The sequence below is a fragment of the Panacagrimonas sp. genome (genome assembly GCF_965216805.1).
Classification (GTDB): Bacteria; Pseudomonadota; Gammaproteobacteria; order Nevskiales; family Nevskiaceae; genus Panacagrimonas.
Window position 1 is genome coordinate 2141920 of record NZ_CBDCGN010000002.1, and the last position, 18954, is coordinate 2160873.

The window sequence follows — 18954 nt, forward strand, 5'->3', positions numbered from 1 at the left end:
GGGTATCAGGTAGGGGTCGGCCGCATCACATGCGGAACACGCCCATGCGGGTCGGGATCGCCTTGGTACGCCCGGCGAGGTCCAGCAGCAGGGCCATCACCTCGCGGGTCTCGGTGGGCTCGATGACCATGTCGCACCAGAGGTTGCGCGCGTAGTTGTAGGGGCTCACGAAGTCGGTGAACTCCTGACGGATCGGCGCCTCGTAAGCCGTCCGCTCTTCGGGCGTCCAGCTCGTGCCTTCGCGCTGCTGGATGGTTTCGCGCACCATCGACAGCGTGGTCGCCGCCTGGTCCGGGCCCATCAGTCCGGCGTGCGCGGTGGGCCACATCATCATGCAGTGCGGGTTGAATCCGCGGCCGCACATCGCCATGTAGGCGGCGGCGTAGGACGCACCGGTGATGAGCGTGTACTTGGGCACGTTGGCCGAGGCCATTGCGGTCATGAACTTGGCGCCGTGCTTGGCGATGCCGGCTCGCTCCACCGTGGTGCCCACCATGAAGCCGGGCGTGTCGACCAGGAACAGCATCGGCACGTCGCGCTTGCAGCACATCTCCATGAAGTGCGCGCCCTTGACCGCGCTCTCCGGGAACATCACGCCGTTGCTGGCCAGGATGCCGATGGGATAGCCGTGAATGTTGGCGAAGCCGCAGATCAGGGTCTCGCCGAACAGCGGCTTGAATTCCTGCAGCACGCTGCCATCGAGCAGCCGCGCCAGGATCTCGCGCGTGTTGTTGGGCACGCGGCGATCGGCGCTGAACAGCCCGTAGATTTCGGAAGGCTCATACAGCGGCCGCTCGGGCGGCGCGAGCGGCCAGCGCAGTGCCGGCCTCGGCTCCAGCCGCGCGACGATGTCGCGCGTGATGGCCAGCGCATGGCTGTCGTTCTCGGCCATGTGATCGGTCACGCCGCTGATGGTGCTGTGCATCAGCGCGCCACCGAGCGATTCGATGTCGCTGACCTCCTTGGTGGCGGCGTAGACCAGCTGCGGGCTGCCGAGAAACATCGCGCCCTGGTTGCGGATGATGACCACTTCATCGCACAGGGCCGGGATGTAGGCGCCGCCGGCGGTGGACGGCCCGTGGACGATGGCGATCTGCGCGATGCCCTCGGCGGACATGCGCACCTGGTTGTACATGATCGATCCGGCCTGGCCCTCGTCCGGGAAGATGTTCGCGAGATCAGGCAGGAAGCCGCCGCCGGACTGGACCATGGTGATGCAGGGCAGGCGGTGCTGCCAGGCGAACAGTTGCGCCCGCGTGTGACGCTTGGTGGTCATGCCGAACATGGTGCCGCCCTTCACCGTCGCCTCGTTGACGATGAGCATGCAGGCGCGGCCCTGCACCATGCCGACGCCGGTGATGACGGTAGCGCCGGGCGGCACGCCTTCGTACAGCCCCTCGCCCGCCAGGTGGCCGAATTCGAGGAAGGGCGAGCCGGGATCGAGCAGCGCGCTGATGCGCTCGCGCGGCAGCAGCTGGCCGCGGCTCTTGTGCAGCGCGCGGGCTTTTGCCGAGCCGCCGACGCTGGCCTCGGCGCGGCGAGTCTTCAGCTCGCTGATCTGCGCGAGGTAGGCCGCGCGGTTGCGCGCGAATTCCTCGCTGGAAGTTGATACACGTGAAGTCAGTACGCTCATGGTGTCTTCGTCCTCACATGCGGAACACGCCGAATTCGGTCGGCTCCGCGGGCGTGCGGCCCGCGAGTTCGAGCAGCAGGCCCATCACGTTTCGGGTTTCCAATGGGTCGATCACCATGTCGCACCAGGTGTTGCGGGCGAAGTTGTAGGCGTTGGCGAATTCCTCGAAGGTCTTGCGCGTCGGCGCCATGTAGGCCTCGCGCTCGTCGGCGGTCCAGCTCGTGCCCTCGCGTTTGTGGATGTCGTCCTTGACCATGGCCAGGGTGGTCGCCGCCTGGTCCGGGCCCATGATCGCGGCACGACCGCTCGGCCACATCAGCATGGCGTTGGGCTTGAAGGCGCGGCCACACATGGCCAGGTACCCGGCGCCGTAGGACGCGCCGATGATGAGCGTGTACTTGGGCACCTCGGCGCAGGCCATGGCCGTGATCATCTTGGCGCCGTGCTTGGCGATGCCGGCCTCTTCGGCTTCGCGCCCGACCATGAAGCCGGTGACGTCGGCCATGAACAGCAGCGGGATGTCGCGCTTGCAGCAGATGTCGATGAAGTGCGTGGCCTTCATCGCGCACTCGGCGAACAGCACGCCGTTGTTGCAGAGAATGCCGACCTCGAAGCCCATCATGCGGCCGAAGCCGCAGATCAGGGTTTCGCCGTACAGCGGCTTGAACTCGCGGAACTCGCTGCCGTCCATCAGCCGCGCGATGATTTCGCGGTTGTCGGTGGGCACACGGGTGTCGCGGCTGATGATGCCGTAGATGTCGTTCGGGTCGTGGACCGGCGGACGCGGCGGCAGCGTATTCCAGCGCTGCGCTGGCGGCGTGCCGAGATTGGCGACCAGGTCGCGCACGATGGCGATGGCGTGGCCGTCGCTCTCGGCGAGATAGTCGGTGACGCCGCTGACGCGCGAGTGCATCTCGCCGCCGCCCAGCGTCTCCTCGTCCACCACGTCCTTGGTTGCTGCGTACACGAGCTGCGGCCCGCCCAGGAACATGCGGCCCTGGTTGCGCACGATGACGTTCTGGTCGCACAGGGCCGGCATGTACGCGCCACCGGCGGTGGAGGTGCCGTGCACCGTCGCGATCTGCGCGATGCCCTCGCCGGACATGCGGATCTGGTTCCAGAAGATGGTGCCGAACTGGCCCCAGTCCGGGAACACGTTGGGCTGGTCCGGCAGGTTGGCACCGCCGGACTGGACCAAGGTTATGCAGGGCAGCCGGTGCTGCCAGGCAAAGCGCTGCGCGCGCACGTGCTTCTTGCAGGTGATGCCGTAGTAGGTGCCGCCCTTCACGGTGGCGTCGTTGGCCATGATCATGCACGGACGACCGGAAACCAGGCCGACGCCGGTGATGATGCTGCCGCCGGGCGGCACCCCTTCGTACAGTCCCTCGCCCGCCAGGTGCGAGAACTCCAGGAACGGCGAGCCAGGATCAATCAGCGCCGCCACGCGCTCGCGCGGCAGCATCTGCTTGCGCTGCTTGTGCAGCCGCCGGGCCCGTTCAGGCCCCCCGGCGCTGGCCTCGAAACGCCGCCTTTGCAGGTCGACCACGCGGGCGAGGTAGGCCTCGCGGTTCAGGCGGAAGTCCTCGGTCGAGGACGCCACCCGGGAAGACATCAGGGCCATCGGATTCAGAACTCCTGGAACATGGTGCCGCCGCCTGGCGGCGTCGTTGAGGACGGCGGTGTCGACGTGTCCGCTAGTGGAGTGCACCGCCCCTGGTTGCCGCGCGTCCACAGGAGGGCAGTGGTTTGCGTTGACCCGCCAGCGCGTCGAACCCGAGCTTGCGGGCGATCTCGCGCACCAGCATCTCGGGTGTCGATCCGTCCAAGGCATAAAGACACATGTCCTGCTGCATTCCGGAGATCAGGTTGTCTGCCCCAGGCGCGAACTTGCCCCAGATTTTCAGGCACAGGTTGGGCACGGTACGGGCGAGCTGGGCGACCTTGTAGCGCGCCATTAGCAGCGCTGTGCATCCACCGGCGCCGGCCCGCCGTTCGTGCGCGGCTTGCCCGATCAGGGCACGCGCGCTGGCCACCTCCGTCTGCATCTCGGCGAGACTGGCGCCGAGGAACTGTACGCTGACCGACGGACCGCCGCGCAGGCTACGGGACGCGAGGTAGTCGCCAGTGAAGGCAATGATTTCCTCGATGCGGCTCAGGTACAGCGCAGCTGCGAACAGCCGGTCCTCGTCGCGCTGATCCCGATCCATCTCCGGCGATTCGGGCCGGATCGCATAGCGCAGCGGCACGCGCACCGCTTCGAACTCCACCAGCGAGGCATAACCCGGGATCGGTCCACCGTTGGTAGCCGCGCCCAGGATGCTGACACCGGGAAGACTGCAGGGGACCACGACGCGCATCGGCATCGCCGCGGACCCTGCATCCGGGTCCTCACAGCTCACGCAAATCCAGCCGGAATGGTCGGCGTTGGCCACACGCAAATCGGACCCGGTAAGTAGATAGTCGCCCCCCAGGCGACGCACGCTCAGCGAGCGGGCGGCCGTTCGTGTCGGTGAACCGCTTGTCGAACGCAATAATCCGGCGACTTGCTGCCCTGCGAGCGCCGGAGCCAGAAACTCGTTCTGCACCTCGGCGCTCGCGTGCCAGGCCAGGGCTCTGGTCGCAAACTGCGCCTGTACCGCCAGCGCGCCGACCAGGCTGACGCATTTGACGCGGCCCAGTTCCTCGGCGAGCAGCAGGTCGCTACCGCATACCGCTCCCGGATTTGCGCGATCCGCGCCCAGCGGCACGCCAAGCAGCCCGGCCTCGCCAAACTTGCGCATCAGCCCCGGGACGCCTGGGCCGGTTCCCTCGTACCACTCGTCGACCCGCGACAGGATTTCTGTTTCTATCAAACGCTTGATAGAATATTTGACCGCGACATCGACCGAGCCGCTGGACATCAACAATGTTCTCCTCCTGGTTTTCCGCGTCGTTCGGGGTGTCCGCGCAAAGGAATATCGACGCTGTCTGCGAAGCGCCAGAGTGCCCGCGCAAGCTTGCGAGCGCAAGCCCTTTAGGCACCGTTCGACGCGCCGAGAACGCGTTGCGCAGAGCCTGCAGCACCGGACGCCACCCCGATCACTGATCGATGTGCAACAAGCCACAGGGATTCACGACCATGACCAGAACGACGAATACAAACACCATGCCCAGACTCGCCCAGATCTGCCTCGCCGCTTTCATCGCCCTGGTGTCCGCATCCGCTGTACTGGCGCAGAACGAACCGACAGATCCGTCGTCGGCGCAGGCCGCGGGCGGTGCCTGCACTGCGCAGTCCAGTCTAGGGGAATTGTCGCTTTCCGGAGCCTACGGAACGACGGCTCCTACGCTCCACGAAGCAAACATGGATACCGCGAGTGCAGGCGCTGAGCCGCTGAGCTTGGACAGTGAATCGACGAGTACTTCGACACCCAGCGGCTCCGAGTCCGGTGGCTTCGTTTCACTGGCGGGTGGCAGCGCCGACTCGGCCACCGAATGCACGGCCGTCTGGAGCGCGTTGGCCTCGACGCAGGATCTGCCCGCGGCACCGGCGGATACCTCTTCGACTGCGATGGCCGAACCGCCCGCCGAAGCCCCGCCGGCCGTCGCCAGCGAAGAGGTGGCATCGGTTCCAGTCAAGCAGGATGTTACTGTCGAGAAGAAGCAGAAGAAGACGGTCGCGCCACATCGCCAGAGTGCGTCCAGGGAAACCTCGCAGGTCTGGTGGCCGGCGACGGAGTCAGGCCGCCTCAACCTGCGCTTTGCCGGCGAGGCGGCGTTCGGCCAGGCCATTGCGCTGTTGTTCGATACGCCGTTTGCCGACCCCGCCAGTGCCGACGCGCATATTCAGGTTCTGAACCGTGCCGGCACGGTGCTCAAGGGCAAATGGCAGGTGGTCCAATCCAATCCGCAGATGCTCGCCCTCAAGGCCGCGCCGGGTATCTACACGATCCGGATCGGGAGTGACCTCGTCGCTTCCAATGGCCTGCGGTTCAAGCAGGACGCAGAAGGGAAGGTCCTGGTGCGCTGATTCGAGAACGGGAGGTGCCAGCGGGACACAAGGCACTCGACACGCTGCATTGCCTCAGGAGCAGGTCATGAACCACCGCAACGCATCGCCGCCAATGGACCTTAATCAGTCCACGAAGATCACGCGCGCCTGGGAAGCGTTTCTTAGCGGCCAGCACGTTCCAGAAGCGGGCATGCGTCGCATGGTGCTCGCATCCTGGCAGCGCAGCCACTCGCAGCAGGTGGACCCGAAACTGAGCAGGGCCCCGGTCGACACCGACCGCCTAGTCCGCGCGCAAAGCGCCCACAGCGAACTGATCGAATCGGCCGCTCCGATCCTGTGCGATACCGAGCGCCACCTGCGCGAGGCGGGCGTGATCGTCCTGCTGTGCAGCCCCAGCGGCCAGATCCTCGAATTGCGCGGCTCGCGCAAGATCCTGGACCTGGGACTCGACGCCAACATCACGCCGGGCGGCCTCTGGCATGAGGACGTCTGTGGCACCAACGCGGTGGGCACCGCCATCATGGTGGACCAGCCGATCCAGCTCTATGGACCGGAGCATTTCTGCGAAGGCATCAAGCGCTGGACCTGCGCCGCCAGCCTGATAAAGGACCCCGTCGACGGTCGCCTGCTCGGCGCACTCGATCTGTCATACAACGACGCGCGACTGGACGTGCACGCCCTGCCCCTGGTGATCTCTGCGGCCAGGCGTATCGAGGCCAACCTGTACGGCCGCGAAATGAAACGCCAGCACTTTCTGCTGGAAAATTACGTGGATCGCTATGCGCATCGCCCGCACGACGGCCTCCTGCTGCTCGACCGCTGCGGTCGCCTGCTGCGCTGGAACGAGCATGCGCCGACGGCCCTGGCCCGCCTGGGAATCACCCTGCCTCTGAAGCGCGGGACGATGCTTGAAGAGGGTCTGGCCACGCGGGGCGGAATCGAGGATCGCTGCGGCCCGGAGCTGCCCGCGTGGATCAAGCCGGACTGGGTACATCCCTTGGTCCTGGACGGTCATCGCGCCGGGTCCGTCGTCATCGTTCCGGTTCAAGCGGCCGCGCGCCTCGTGGCATCGTCCGGGAACAGCGCCGACCACGGACACGGCGCCTGCGATGCTCGCTTGGCCGGGCATCGCAGCCTGGGCATGCGCCGCGCGCTGGAGCAGGCCGAGCGGGTCGCGGCGCTCGAAATCCCCCTGCTGATCGAGGGCGAAACCGGCACCGGCAAAGAGGTGCTGGCGCGCGAGATCCACCAGCGCAGCGGCCGACGCGGCAAGCCCTTCATCGCGGTCAACTGCGGGGCCATTCCGCGCGAACTGCTGGCGAGCGAATTGTTTGGTCACACGGAAGGCGCGTTCACTGGCGCGCGCCGTGGCGGCCACGCCGGCAAGTTCGAGCAGGCTCACGGGGGCACCCTGTTTCTGGATGAGCTGGGCGAACTGCCCCTGGACCTCCAGCCCTACCTGCTGCGGGCGATCGAGTGCAAGGAGCTGGTTCGTCTGGGCAGTGCGAGCAGCAGACCCATCGACGTGAGAATCATCGCCGCAACCAACCGCTCCCTGCGAAAGCAGATGGCCTGCGGGCAGTTCCGCGACGATCTGTTCTACCGCTTCCACGTCAGCATCGTCCTGCCCCCGCTGCGCGAACGCAGGGAAGACATGGATCGCTACATCGCGCACTGCCTCGAAGAGCTGGCGCGACGTCACGGGCTGCACCGATCCCTGCACCCTCGACTCATCTCCGCACTGAAACGACATTCATTCCCCGGCAATCTGCGCGAGTTGCACAACCTCGTCGAACAGATGGCGGTCATGAGCGACCGCAGCGAACTCGACCTTCCCGACCTTCCCGAGCCCTTGTGCAGCCAACTGGGTCAGTCAGATCCTGTGGACGCTGCCCCTCAGTCCCTGCGACGCAGCGAGCGTCAGGCCATCTTCAAGGCCTTGAGCGCAGAGCGTGGCCATCGCGGTCGCGCCGCGCAGCGGCTAGGCATTTCGCGCACCACGCTGTATCGCCGGCTGATCGCGTACGGCGTCATCGACGAGCCTGTGGCAGACCTCGACACCGCCGATTCAGCACGCCCCTCGATGCCGCAGGCGCCGCGCGCCTTGCAGTAAAAGGCAGCCACGGGCACGGCGCGGCGCGGCGCAGACAGGACAGCCGATCCGGAATGCGGGCTAACTAACTGGCGGCGGTCGTCGCCTCGCGCAGTTCGCGCTTGAGGATCTTGCCGACCGGGTTGCGCGGAATGGCTTCGACCACGCGCAGCGATTCCGGCAGCTTGTAACTGCCGAAGCCCTGCTCGCGCATCCAGCCTGTGACCTCGCCCAGCGTGGGTGGACGCCGGGTGTCGCGCGGCACCACGCAGAGGCAGACCTTCTCGCCCATGATCTCGTCCGGCACCGCGATGGCGGCGCAGTCGGCGATGGCCGGATGCCCCAGCGCCATGTTTTCAACTTCGGCGGCGCTGATGTTGAAACCGCCCCGGATGATGATGTCCTTCTTGCGATCGAAGAAGCTGACGAAGTTGCCTTCCAGAATCTTGAACGTGTCACCGGTATAGAAGTAGCCGTCTGCGTCGAAGGACTTGGCATTCACGTCCGGCCGCTTGAGGTAGCCCGGGAATACATTCGGCCCCTTGTAGGCCAGCTCGCCCACGCCGCCCGGCTCGGTCAGGACGACGCCATCCTCGCTGACGATCTTGACGTGCACGCCCGGAATCGCCGAGGCCCACTGCACGCCCTCGCGCCCCCACCAGGGCAGGTGATCCACGCGCTGCGAGGAATCGGGCACATCGTGCGGACCGGCGACCAGGGCGGTGCCCTCGTTCTGCCCCCAGAGGTTGATGATCTCGATGTTCCAGCGCCGCTTGAATTCCTGGATGGCATACGCCGACGGCGGTGCCGAGCCAACCGCGAGCGTGCGGATATGGCTCAGGTCGATCTGGTCCACGTTGGGCAGCTTGCAGATCATGCTGAGCATGGCCGGCACCAGGCTGGAGAACTGCACGTTGGCCGTGGCGAGCTGATTGACGAAGAGTTCCAGGTTCAGCGGGTGATGCAGGATCATGGTGCCGGCGCGGAACAGCCAGGGCAGCATCATGGCACCGACCCCGGTCATGTTGACGATGGGTGCGGCACAGAGAATGCGGTCGCCATCGCGCACATCGACCAGTGACAGCACGCGGCCGGACTGGAAGAACCAGTTGTTGTGCGACAGCGGCGTGCCCTTGGGCAGCGACTCGGTGCCGGAGGTCCAGCACAGCGTGAACACATCGTTGGCGTCGAGCGACACCTGGGACAGCAGGGCCGGGTTCGATGCGCCGCTGGCCCATCGCGTCAGCTGTGCAAGACCAATGCGATACTCGATCTGGTGAGCGTCACGCAGCTTGTCCACCAGGCCCAGGTACTCGGTGCCCTTGAACTGGTCCGCTGCGATGTAGAAGCGCGCGCCCGTGGTTTGCGCCACATGCCCCAGTTCGTGCTGGCGCCACTGCATGGCCAGCGGCGAGGGAATGCCTCCGGCCATGCTCACGCCGAAATACAGCACCACCAGTTCCCACACATTGGGCAGATGGATGATGACCACCTCGTCCTTCTTCAGGCCCATCTCCAGCAGGCGGGTGGCGATGGCCTCCGCGGCCGCCCCCACTTCCGCCCAGGTCTTCTGCTGCGGCTCGGTGCCGACCAGGGCCGCGCGGTCGGCGGGATCGAGCACCGCGATGCGATCACCGTGCGCGGCGACCTGTTCGCGCAGCGTGTCGATCAGGGTTCGCGTGCCCCAGTAGCCGGCGGCGGTATATTCCCGAATCGTCTTTTCGTCATGCAGGATCATGTTCTTCCTCCGTTTGCTGTTATTGCGCGCGTGGCGCGGTTCAGGCGGCTGCGCAGCTGCCGAGCCGGGTCAGGAAAGGCCATAGCCCCTCGCCCCCCACTTCCAGCGCCTTCCTGCCGAGCAGGGTGTTCCAGTACACCTCGTTGCCGAAGTCATCGCGCCAGCTCCACAGCCGCTTGCTGTAGTGGTGCAGACGATGCTCGTAGGTGAAGCCCATGGCGCCGTGGACCTGGTGGGCAATTCGCGTCGCCGCGTCCACCGCCATGCTGGCGCGTGCCTTGGCCACCGCGATGTCGAACAGGCCGTCGCCGCCCTGGGCCGCATCAGCCGCTGCGTCTACCGCCGCGTCCACTGCGGCCACTTCCCCCGCGAGCAGGGCCAGCTCCTGCTGGATCGCCTGGAAGGCCGCGAGCGGGCGGCCGAACTGCTTGCGCTCCATCGCATACCCGGACGCCAGTGCGAGGCAGCGCTGCAAGGCGCCGGCCATCTGCGCGCTGCGCATCAGCGCGCCCAGCGCGAGCCAGCGCGTGGCGTCCATCGACGAGGCGGCATCCAGACTGGACTCGGATCGCGCAAGGTCCAGATCGTCGCGCGGTTCGCCCGCCAGGTTGGCGTCCTGTTTCAGGACCACCGCGCGCGGATACAGTTTCAGGCGTCGCTGGCCATCGACTCCACTGAGCGCGACGACCGGCAGACTGCGGCCCCAGGGCACGCGCCGGTGTGTACCCGGCAACGCGCTGCTCGCGGGATCCGGCGGCGCGATGGTCAAGGCACCGCCGGGCAGGGACTGCCCCGCATCGACCAGCGCCAGGCCAGCCAGCCAGTGCTCGGCCAGCGGAATCGGCGCGGCGTGGAAGCCCGCCACCTTGAGCAGGGCCACGCCATCGGCGAGGCCCAGTTCGCTGCCGCCGCTGCCGACCGGCAGCAGCGCTTTGGCAAGCCCGTTTTCCTCCAGCGCGTCCCACAGGCGCTGCGCCCACAGGCCCTGCTCCAGGGAATTGACGCACTCGACCGTGCTCAGGTCGGTGAAAATTCGGTGGGCGGTCTGCAACAGCAGTTCGGTCGATTCGCTCATCGTAGTCCCAGTCCTCGTGCAATCGCGCCGCGCAGGATTTCGTTGGTTCCGCCGCGCAGGGTTGACGAGGGCGCGCGCAACACGGCCTCCGCCAGCAGCCGGCCGAACTCGCCCTCGTGCAGTGAAATGCCAGCGGATGCGGCAATCAGTCGTGCCTGTTCCGGCAGCAGGCGCTCGAAGCGCGTGCCGAGGTCCTTGACCACCGCGGCCTCGATTTCCAGCGAGGCACCGGCCTGCAGGCGCCCGGCAATGGACAGCGACATCTGCCGCAAGGTCGCGAGCTGCGTGACCAGCGCACCGACCGCCGTGGTCAGCGGACTGTCGGCCAGATTGTTGGCCTGGCCGATCTGCGCCGCCAACGGGCCGAGCAGGCTGGCAAGCACCGGGTAGTAGCTGAGAAACCGCTCCGGCCCGCTGCGCTCGTAGGCGAGTTCGCTGACCACCTGCTTCCAGCCGTCGCCGATTTCACCGACCACGCGGGTGTCCGGCACCAACACCTCGTCGAACACCACCTCGTTGAAGTGGTGATGGCCCGCGAGATTGAGGATGGGCCGCATCTGGATGCCCGGCGCGTCCAGTTCCACCAGCAACTGGCTGAGCCCCGCGTGCCGATTCTCGTCCTTGGGCGAGGTGCGGCACAGCACGATCATGCAGTGCGCCTCGTGCGCGAAGCTGCTCCAGACCTTGCGGCCGGTCAGGCGCCAGCCGCCGTCCACCCGATCGGCGCGGGTCCGCACGGCGGCCAGATCGGAGCCCGCATCGGGCTCGCTCATGCCGATGGCGAAATAGCATTCGCCGCGCGCGATCCCCGGCATGAAGCGCATGCGCTGCTCCTCGGTGCCGTAGCGCAGCAGCATCGGGCCGGTCTGCCGGTCCGAGATCCAGTGCGCGCCCACCGGCGCTCCGGCGGATAGCAGCTCCTCGGTGAGGACATAGCGCTCCAGCGAGCTGCGCTCCGCCCCGCCATATTTCCTGGGCCAGGTCATGCCGAGCCAGCCCGCGCGACCGAGCTTGCGCGAGAATTCCGGTGAGGCGTTCATCCAGGAATCGCTGCCAGGTACGAAGCCGCCCGCTGCCAGCTCCTCGCGCAGGAACGCGCGCACCTCGTGGCGCAGCGTCTCTGCCACCTCCGGCAGGCGCTCATGGGGAAACAGGAATCGCTGGGTCATCTCTCTCGTCGCTCGGGTCGGGCTTGACGCGCGGATTTCACATTCGCGTCGACTTTCGTGAAGGACAGTCCTCGCCGTAGCGCAACCGCCGTGCCATGCACCTGTGGACGGACGTCGTCATGCCGGATGCTCGCGCAGCGTGCGCCAAAAGACTGGCTTTGTTTCCGGTGATGAATCCTGATATCGCCCGCCCACCCGTTCGCATCCTCCCGGAGAAATGGTTCAAGGTGAAACGTCGTTGTTACAAATGTTGCGGACTGAATCACCGTGCGCAGGGCGCGGGGGATGCACCCAATGCAGCAAAGAAGAGCGCACGATGCGGTTGTTGCAGGCGTCTCTTCGCCCAGCGGATGTCGAGCCGGTGGATGGCACGGGCCTTGCGCCTTCGGGGACCGACATGCAGCTCAACCTGAAGACCTTCTTCGAACGCACCGAGCAGTACTTTCCTCGCAACGAGGTAGTCACCCGGCGGGCGGACGGCTCCATCTCCCGCTACCGCTATGCCGACTACTGCGCGCGTGCGCGCCGCATGGCCGATGCGCTCGGCAGGCTGGGCATTCAGCGCGGCGACCGCGTGGCCACCCTGGCCTGGAACACCGATCAGCATCTCGAGCTTTATGCGGCGATTCCCTGTTTTGGCGCCATTGTTCACACCATCAATATCCGCCTGGGGGACGAGGACGTCGCCTTCATCATCGACAAGGCGCAGGATCGCGCGCTGTTCGTGGACGCCGAGTTTCTGCCGCTCATCGAGCGCATTGCGCCGCGCCTGCCCTCGCTGCAACACATCATCGTCATGGGCGCGGCCGAAGAAACCGTCTCGACCTCGTTGCCGGTGCTCCGCTACGAAAGCCTGATCGAAACCGGCGATCCGGCGTTCGCCTTCCCCGATCTCGACGAGAACAGCCTCTGCGGCATGTGCTTCACCTCGGCAACCACCGGCCGCCCCAAGGGCGTGGTGTATTCGCAACGGGGGCTGTACCTGCACTCGATGGCGCTGTGCATGGCCGACGTCATGGGCCTGGCCGAGCGCGACACGCTGCTCCCGGTGGTGCCGATGTTCCACGCCAATACCTGGGGATTGCCCTACGCGGCCCTCGCAGTGGGTGCCAAGATGGTCCTGCCCGGCCCGCAGCCGACGGCCAGCGACATTCTCGATCTGATCGAAGGGGAGCAGGTGAGCTTCTGCGCCGCCGCCGTTACGGTCGGGGTGCAGATGTACGACGCATTGCGCGCGCGTCCGCGCAACGTGTCCAGCCTGCGCCAGCTGATGCTCGGTGGCTCGGCCACGCCGCGGGCCCTGATGCAGCGGTTCCAGGAGCACTACGGCGTTCCCATTTTCACCGCCTGGGGTTCCACCGAGTGCGCGCCGCTGGCCACCATCACCCACGTGCCGCGCGACCTGCTCGATGCGGGACACGAGGCGCGCATGGATGTGCGTGTCCGGCAGGGCATCCCCGTGCCGGGCGTCGAGATCAAGGTGCTCGACGAACACGGCGCGCCTGTGGCCCGGGACGACCAGTCCCCCGGGGAGGTCTACGTGCGTGGCCCATGGGTTGCCGAGTCTTACTACGAGGACGAGCGCAGCAGGGACGGCTTCGTCGACGGCTGGTGGAAGAGCGGCGACATCGCCACGCTCAACCGCGAGAGCGCGCTGCGGCTGGTGGATCGCGCCAAGGATCTGATCAAGTCCGGCGGCGAATGGATCTCCTCGGTCGACCTTGAAAACGAGCTGATGGCCTGCCCCGGCGTGGCCGAGGCCGCCGTCATCGCCGCGCCGCACGAACGCTGGCAGGAGCGGCCAGCAGCCTACGTGGTGCGGAGCCAGGCGGCGGCACCGGTGAGCGAAGACCAACTCCGGGACTGGCTTGCTCGACGATTCGTCAAATGGTGGCTGCCCGATCATTTTCTGTTTGTTGGCGCCATTCCCAAGACCGGGGTGGGTAAGATCAACAAGCGCGCACTGCGCGAGCGGGTTCTGCAAGACATCGCGCAACATCCTGTTCGCAGTGCCTGAGCCAATCGAAAAACCCCGTTAGCTAGAGAGAGAGGAGATCATGGAAAACAACATCGCCCTGCCCGACTGCACCAAGCTGTTCGTCGGCGGCCACTGGAAAGAACCGGCCGTCGCGGCGGCCTATACCAACGAAAACCCCGCGCTGCGCAAGGGGCTGTGCGAAGTCGCCATTGCCGGCGAAGCCGATGTCGACCAGGCCGTGAAGGCGGCGCACGCGGGTCTGGCCAGCAAGGAGTGGGCGGGTCTGTCGGCGGCCGATCGCGGCCGCATGCTGTGGAAGGTCGGCCAGATCATCCGCGAGCGCGCGAAAGAGCTGGCCACGCTGGAGTCGCTGGACACCGGCAAGCTCTATGTCGAGGCCCTGTACGGCGACATGGAGAACGCTGCGGGTGCCTTCGAGTACTACGCCGGTTGGAGCAACAAGATCACCGGACAGGTGCTGCCGGTGCCGCCGAAATTTCTCGGCTACACGCGCCGCGAGGCCGTGGGTGTGGTCGGCGCCATCATCCCCTGGAACTTCCCGCTGATGATGGCGGCGATGAAGATCGCGCCGGCGCTGGCGATGGGCAACGCGGTGATTCTGAAACCCGCCGAGCAGACGCCGCTGACGGCCGTGGCACTTGCCGGCATTCTCGACGAGGTGGGTCTGCCCAAGGGCATCCTCAGCGTGCTGACCGGCTTCGGCGACACCGGCAAGGCGATCGTGGCGCACCCGGGCATCGACAAGATCACCTTTACCGGATCCACTGCCGTGGGCAAGTCGATCATGCGTGGCTGCGCCGACACGCTCAAGCGCGTGTCGCTGGAACTGGGCGGCAAGTCACCGAACATCGTGTTCGAGGATGCCGACATCAAGCGCGCCGTGCGCGGCGTCACCACCGGCATCTATTACAACCAGGGCCAGATGTGCACGGCAGGCTCGCGCGTGCTGGTACACGAGAGCATCCACGACAAGTTCATGGACGCCTTCCTCGCATCGGTGAAGGAAATCCAAACCGGCAGCCCCTTCGACAAGGCCTCGCGCATGGGCTCGCTGGTCTCCAAGGAGCAGTTCGAGCGGGTGAGCGGCTATGTCGAGATCGGCCAGAAGGAAGGCGCGACCCTGGCCCTGGGCGGCACGCCGGGCGGCAGCGAGGGCTATTTCTTCCGGCCAACCGTGTTCACCGACGTGCAGCCCCACCATCGCATCGCGCAGGAAGAAATCTTCGGCCCGGTGGTAGCCACCTCGACCTTCAAGACCGAAGAAGAGGTGCTGGCCGTGGCCAACAACGTCACCTACGGCCTGGCCGCCGGCATGTGGACCAACGATCTGGCCCGCGCCCACCGCGTGGCGCATGCGCTCAAGGCCGGCACGGTCTGGGTCAACACCTACAACGCCATGTGGCGCGAATCGCCGTTCGGCGGCTACAAGCAGAGTGGGCAGGGGCGCGAAGGCGGTCAGTACGGCGCCGAGCTGTACACCGAGGTCAAGAACATCTGCATCTCGATCTGAAAATGAAAATACTGCGGCGCGGGGCCGCTCGCAGGGGTTCCCGCGTCGCCGCATTTGAGCTACTGTCGTCTACCTAACATTTGTTCAAATCACGAGCGTGCGCGGGGCCCTGCTGCCCCAGCGACACCTTGACAACTGGAGCGAGAAATCATGGCTAGCAAGGAATCCCTGGCGCTGGAGAACCTGTACCGCGGCTGGGTCGCCGAAATGGCGGCCAACCCCAGCGCTGACGTCGACGAACTTCGGCGTCTGTTCGATCACTGGGGCGACGTTACCGCCGAGCCGGGCGGCGTGGACTACATCGAGGTGGATGCCGGCGGCGTGCCCGCCATGTGGGCGGTGCCCAAGCAGGCCGACAAGACCAAGGTGCTGCTCTGCTCGCACGGCGGCGGCTATGTGGTGGGGTCGATGTACTCGCACCGCAAGATGTTCGGGCACATCGCCAAGGCCGTTGGCTGTCGCGCGCTGATCGTCGACTACCGGCGCGCGCCGGAGAATCCCCTTCCGGGCCCGGTCAATGACATGGTCACCGCCTACCGCTGGCTGCTGGAGCGCCAGGGCTGCACGCCGGGCGATATCGCGTTCACCGGTGATTCGGCCGGTGGCGCGCTCGCGATCACAACAATGGCCGCAGCCCGCGATCAGGGTTTGCCGATGCCGGTGGCGAGCATGCCGATGTCGCCCTGGGCGGGCGCAGACACCTCGGGCAAAAGCTACGACACCAACGCCCACCGCGACGCGCTGGTGTCGCGCGACACCTCCGCCGGGCTGGGCGGCCTCTCGCTGGGCGAGAACGGTGACCCCAAGGCGCCGCTGGCCAACCCGCTGTACACCGACTACCGCGGCATGCCGCCGATTTACATACAGGTGGGCGAGGCCGAGACCCTGCTCGACGACAGTCGGCGCGCCGCCGAACGCGCCAAGCAGGCCGGTGTCGAGGTGAAGATCGACGAGTTTCCCGACATGCAGCACGTCTTCCAGTTCCTCGCCGGCGCCGCGCCGGAGGCCGACGACGCGATCGCGCGCATGGCCCAGTGGGTGCGACCCAAGCTGGGCCTGGCCTGAAACCCTCTGATCCACTTGCCGGAGGGCGAGCATGAGTCAGCATGACTACGACGTGGTGGTGGTCGGCGCAGGATTTGCCGGCCTCTACCAGCTCTACAAGCTGCGGGCACTCGGTTTTCGCGTTCGTCTTTACGAGGCGGGCGCGGAGCTGGGCGGCATCTGGTACTGGAACTGCTACCCCGGCGCGCGCGTCGACACGCACGTGCCGATGTACGAATTCGGCCTTGAAGAAATCTGGTCGGAGTGGAACTGGAGCGAACGCTTTCCCGGCTGGGAAGAACTGCGCCGCTATTTCGAGTTCGTCGACCGCAAACTCGATCTGCGCCGCGACATCCAGTTCAACACCCGCGTCAGCGGCGCGACCTTCGACACCGCGGGCAACCAGTGGCAGATCGAGCTTGATCCTGGCGAGACGGTGCGCGCCAGGTTCATGGTGCTGTGTGTCGGCTTCGGCTCCAAGATCTTCATTCCTGAAATGAAGGGGCTGGAGCGCTTCGAGGGGGCCTGCCACCACACCGCACGCTGGCCGCAGCAGGGCCTGGACTTCAAGGGCAAGCGCGTGGCGGTGATTGGCACCGGTGCCAGCGGCGTGCAGGTGGCGCAGGTCGCGAGCCGCGAGGCCGCCCAGCTCACCGTGTTCCAGCGTACCCCCTGCCTGGCCCTGCCCATGCGCCAGCAGAAGCTGGACGCCGCCACCCTCGCGGAATGGAAGAAGGGCTATCCCGAGCGCTACGCCAAGCGCCGCGACACCTTCGGCGGCTTTGATTTCAACCTGCTCGAAGGCTCGGCGCTGGCGGTGAGCGATGCCGAACGCAACGCCAAGTATCAGGAACTGTGGGACGAAGGCGGCTTCCATTTCTGGATCGGCACCTGGATGGAGGTGCTCACCAACGAAGCGGTCAATCGCACCGCCTACGACTTCTGGCGCGACAAGACCCGGGCCAGGATCAAGGATCCGGCGATTGCCGATCTGCTCGCGCCGATGGAGCCGCCCTACCCCTTCGGCACCAAGCGACCCTCGCTGGAACAGGGCTACTTCGAGATCTTCAATCAGGACAACGTGCGCCTGGTCGACCTTAACGCCGATCCCATCGAGGAAATCACGGCGCGCGGCATCCGCACCCGCAGCGGCGAACAGGCGTTCGACGTGATCGTGCTGGCCACCGGCTTCGACGCCGTCAGCGGCGGGCTCACCAACATCGACATTCGCGGCACGCGCGGCCAGACGCTGAAGCAGCGGTGGGTCGAAGGCACCCGCACCTATCTGGGCATGGCCACCGCCGGATTTCCCAACCTGCTTTATCTCTACGGCCCGCAAAGCCCTTCGGGGTTCTGCAACGGGCCCAGCTGCGCCGAGCTGCAGGGCGACTGGGTGCTGCGCTGCCTGAGCGATCTGCGCGAGAAAAACATCGACCGCATCGAGGCCACCGAAATGGCCGAGGCGGTCTGGGGGCAGATCGTGCAGGGCCTCGCCAGCATGACGCTCTTCCCGCGCGCCAACTCCTGGTACATGGGCGCCAACGTGCCCGGCAAACCGCGCGAGATGCTCAATTATCCCGGCGGTCTGGCGCTTTACCTGCAGCAGTGCGAGGCCGTGGCCGACAAGGGCTACGAAGGCTTCGCGCTGGACGGCGAACCCGTGCCGCCTGCCCTGCACCAGGGCCAGCCGGTCTTTGAAGTTGCCCGCCTGATGGCGGCGCTACAGGCGTCACAGTCTGCGGACGCCGGCGCCACCCGCCCCGAAAACGAAAATGCCGGAGGCGTGGCATGAGTTACGAGACCCTGCGCGTCCGTCACGAAGACGGCATCGATGTCCTCAGCCTGTACCGACCGGAGGCGCTCAACGCCTTCAACGCGACCATGTCGGAAGAGATCGAGCGTTACTTCCGCGACGTGAACCAGCGTGACGAGGTCCGTGCCATCGTCGTCACCGGCGAAGGGCGCGCGTTCTGTGCCGGCGTCGACCTGTCCGACGGCCTCGGCAAGTTCGCCGATCCGGCCAAGGCCAATACCACCCTGGCCGAGCTGGACGCGCACTTTGACGAGGACAGCATGCGCGGCGTGCGCGACATCGGCGGCCGCTCGACGCTGGCGATCTACGACTGCACCAAGCCGGTGATCGCCGCGATCAACGGTGCCTGCGTCGGCATCGGCGCCACGCTGACCCTGCCCATGGACGTGCGCTTCGCCAGCGACGATGCCCGCATCGGCTTCGTGTTCGGCCGCGTCGGCATCGTGCTCGAAGCCTGCTCAAGCTGGTTTCTGCCGCGCATCGTCGGCATGAGCCGCGCGCTGGAGTGGTGCTACCGCGCCCGGGTGATGAGCGCGCAGGAAGCCCTCGAAGGGGGCCTGCTGCGTGAACTGGTCCCCGCCGACCGGCTGCTGGCCCACGCGATCGACTACGCGCGTTCATTGGTGGCGGTCAGTTCGCCGGTGTCCATCGCCATGACGCGCCAACTGCTGCTGCGCAACAGCGGCGCCGCGCACCCGGCCGAAGCGCACAAGGCGGAGTCACTCACCCTGCTGCACGCACTCGCGCACGACGCCAGTGAGGGCGTACGCGCCTTTCACGAAAAGCGCGCGCCGAAATTCACCTCCAGCCCCTCGCGCGATCTGCCGCCGTTTTATGCGGACTGGGTTGCCGGCCGCCGCGGGCCGGCGGACCCGGGCTGACGCACGACC

General features: G+C 66.5%; 13 protein-coding genes. 7 read left to right on the forward strand and 6 right to left on the reverse strand.

The window, feature by feature from the left end; all coding sequences use genetic code 11:
* Positions 1-25: 25 nt before the first annotated feature.
* The 3 genes from ACOOHP_RS10270 to ACOOHP_RS10280 all read right to left on the reverse strand — a co-directional run bounded on the left by ACOOHP_RS10270 (position 26) and on the right by ACOOHP_RS10280 (position 4533).
* The gene (locus ACOOHP_RS10270) at positions 26-1633 is read right to left on the reverse strand and encodes a carboxyl transferase domain-containing protein (RefSeq protein ID WP_420466327.1); all 1608 of its coding nucleotides are present in this window, start codon (positions 1631-1633) and stop codon (positions 26-28) included.
* Between the two features lie 13 nt (positions 1634-1646).
* Positions 1647-3254, reverse strand: a complete 1608-nt coding sequence (locus ACOOHP_RS10275; RefSeq protein WP_420466328.1) for a carboxyl transferase domain-containing protein — start codon at positions 3252-3254, stop codon at positions 1647-1649.
* Between the two features lie 73 nt (positions 3255-3327).
* Positions 3328-4533 carry an acyl-CoA dehydrogenase family protein gene (locus tag ACOOHP_RS10280; protein WP_420466971.1) on the reverse strand — a complete coding sequence of 402 codons (1206 nt, stop codon included), beginning with the start codon at positions 4531-4533 and terminating at the stop codon, positions 3328-3330.
* Positions 4534-4778: 245 nt separating this feature from the next.
* On the opposite strand from ACOOHP_RS10280, the gene ACOOHP_RS10285 reads away from it, so the two are divergent.
* The gene (locus tag ACOOHP_RS10285) at positions 4779-5642 is read left to right on the forward strand and encodes a hypothetical protein (protein WP_420466329.1); all 864 of its coding nucleotides are present in this window, start codon (positions 4779-4781) and stop codon (positions 5640-5642) included.
* A 67-nt stretch (positions 5643-5709) separates the two neighbouring features.
* Complete coding sequence (locus tag ACOOHP_RS10290; RefSeq protein WP_420466330.1) at positions 5710-7737, forward strand: sigma-54-dependent Fis family transcriptional regulator; 2028 nt, start codon at positions 5710-5712, stop codon at positions 7735-7737.
* 64 nt (positions 7738-7801) lie between these two features.
* Here ACOOHP_RS10290 and ACOOHP_RS10295 read toward each other — a convergent pair whose 3' ends face one another.
* Genes ACOOHP_RS10295 through ACOOHP_RS10305 form a run of 3 tightly spaced genes read right to left on the reverse strand, consistent with a single transcriptional unit; the run spans position 7802 to position 11698 of the window.
* Positions 7802-9454: a class I adenylate-forming enzyme family protein gene (locus ACOOHP_RS10295; RefSeq protein ID WP_420466331.1), complete on the reverse strand. Its 1653-nt coding sequence runs from the start codon at positions 9452-9454 to the stop codon at positions 7802-7804.
* 40 nt (positions 9455-9494) lie between these two features.
* Positions 9495-10529 (reverse strand): acyl-CoA dehydrogenase family protein, encoded by a 1035-nt coding sequence (locus ACOOHP_RS10300; RefSeq protein WP_420466332.1) that lies wholly within the window; start codon positions 10527-10529, stop codon positions 9495-9497.
* Positions 10526-11698, reverse strand: a complete 1173-nt coding sequence (locus tag ACOOHP_RS10305; RefSeq protein ID WP_420466333.1) for an acyl-CoA dehydrogenase family protein — start codon at positions 11696-11698, stop codon at positions 10526-10528. Before ACOOHP_RS10305 ends, ACOOHP_RS10300 begins: the two co-directional genes overlap by 4 nt.
* A 217-nt stretch (positions 11699-11915) precedes the next feature.
* On the opposite strand from ACOOHP_RS10305, the gene ACOOHP_RS10310 reads away from it, so the two are divergent.
* The 5 genes from ACOOHP_RS10310 to ACOOHP_RS10330 all read left to right on the forward strand — a co-directional run bounded on the left by ACOOHP_RS10310 (position 11916) and on the right by ACOOHP_RS10330 (position 18945).
* On the forward strand, positions 11916-13715 hold the full coding sequence (locus ACOOHP_RS10310) for a long-chain fatty acid--CoA ligase (RefSeq protein WP_420466334.1): 1800 nt from the start codon (positions 11916-11918) through the stop codon (positions 13713-13715).
* A 40-nt stretch (positions 13716-13755) separates the two neighbouring features.
* Complete coding sequence (locus ACOOHP_RS10315) at positions 13756-15207, forward strand: aldehyde dehydrogenase family protein (protein ID WP_420466335.1); 1452 nt, start codon at positions 13756-13758, stop codon at positions 15205-15207.
* Between the two features lie 150 nt (positions 15208-15357).
* Positions 15358-16272, forward strand: a complete 915-nt coding sequence (locus ACOOHP_RS10320) for an alpha/beta hydrolase (protein WP_420466336.1) — start codon at positions 15358-15360, stop codon at positions 16270-16272.
* A gap of 31 nt (positions 16273-16303) precedes the next feature.
* A complete protein-coding gene (locus ACOOHP_RS10325; protein ID WP_420466337.1) occupies positions 16304-18043 on the forward strand; it encodes a flavin-containing monooxygenase in 1740 nt (579 codons plus the stop codon).
* Positions 18040-18945 carry an enoyl-CoA hydratase-related protein gene (locus ACOOHP_RS10330; protein WP_420466338.1) on the forward strand — a complete coding sequence of 302 codons (906 nt, stop codon included), beginning with the start codon at positions 18040-18042 and terminating at the stop codon, positions 18943-18945. Before ACOOHP_RS10325 ends, ACOOHP_RS10330 begins: the two co-directional genes overlap by 4 nt.
* Positions 18946-18954: the final 9 nt, after the last annotated feature.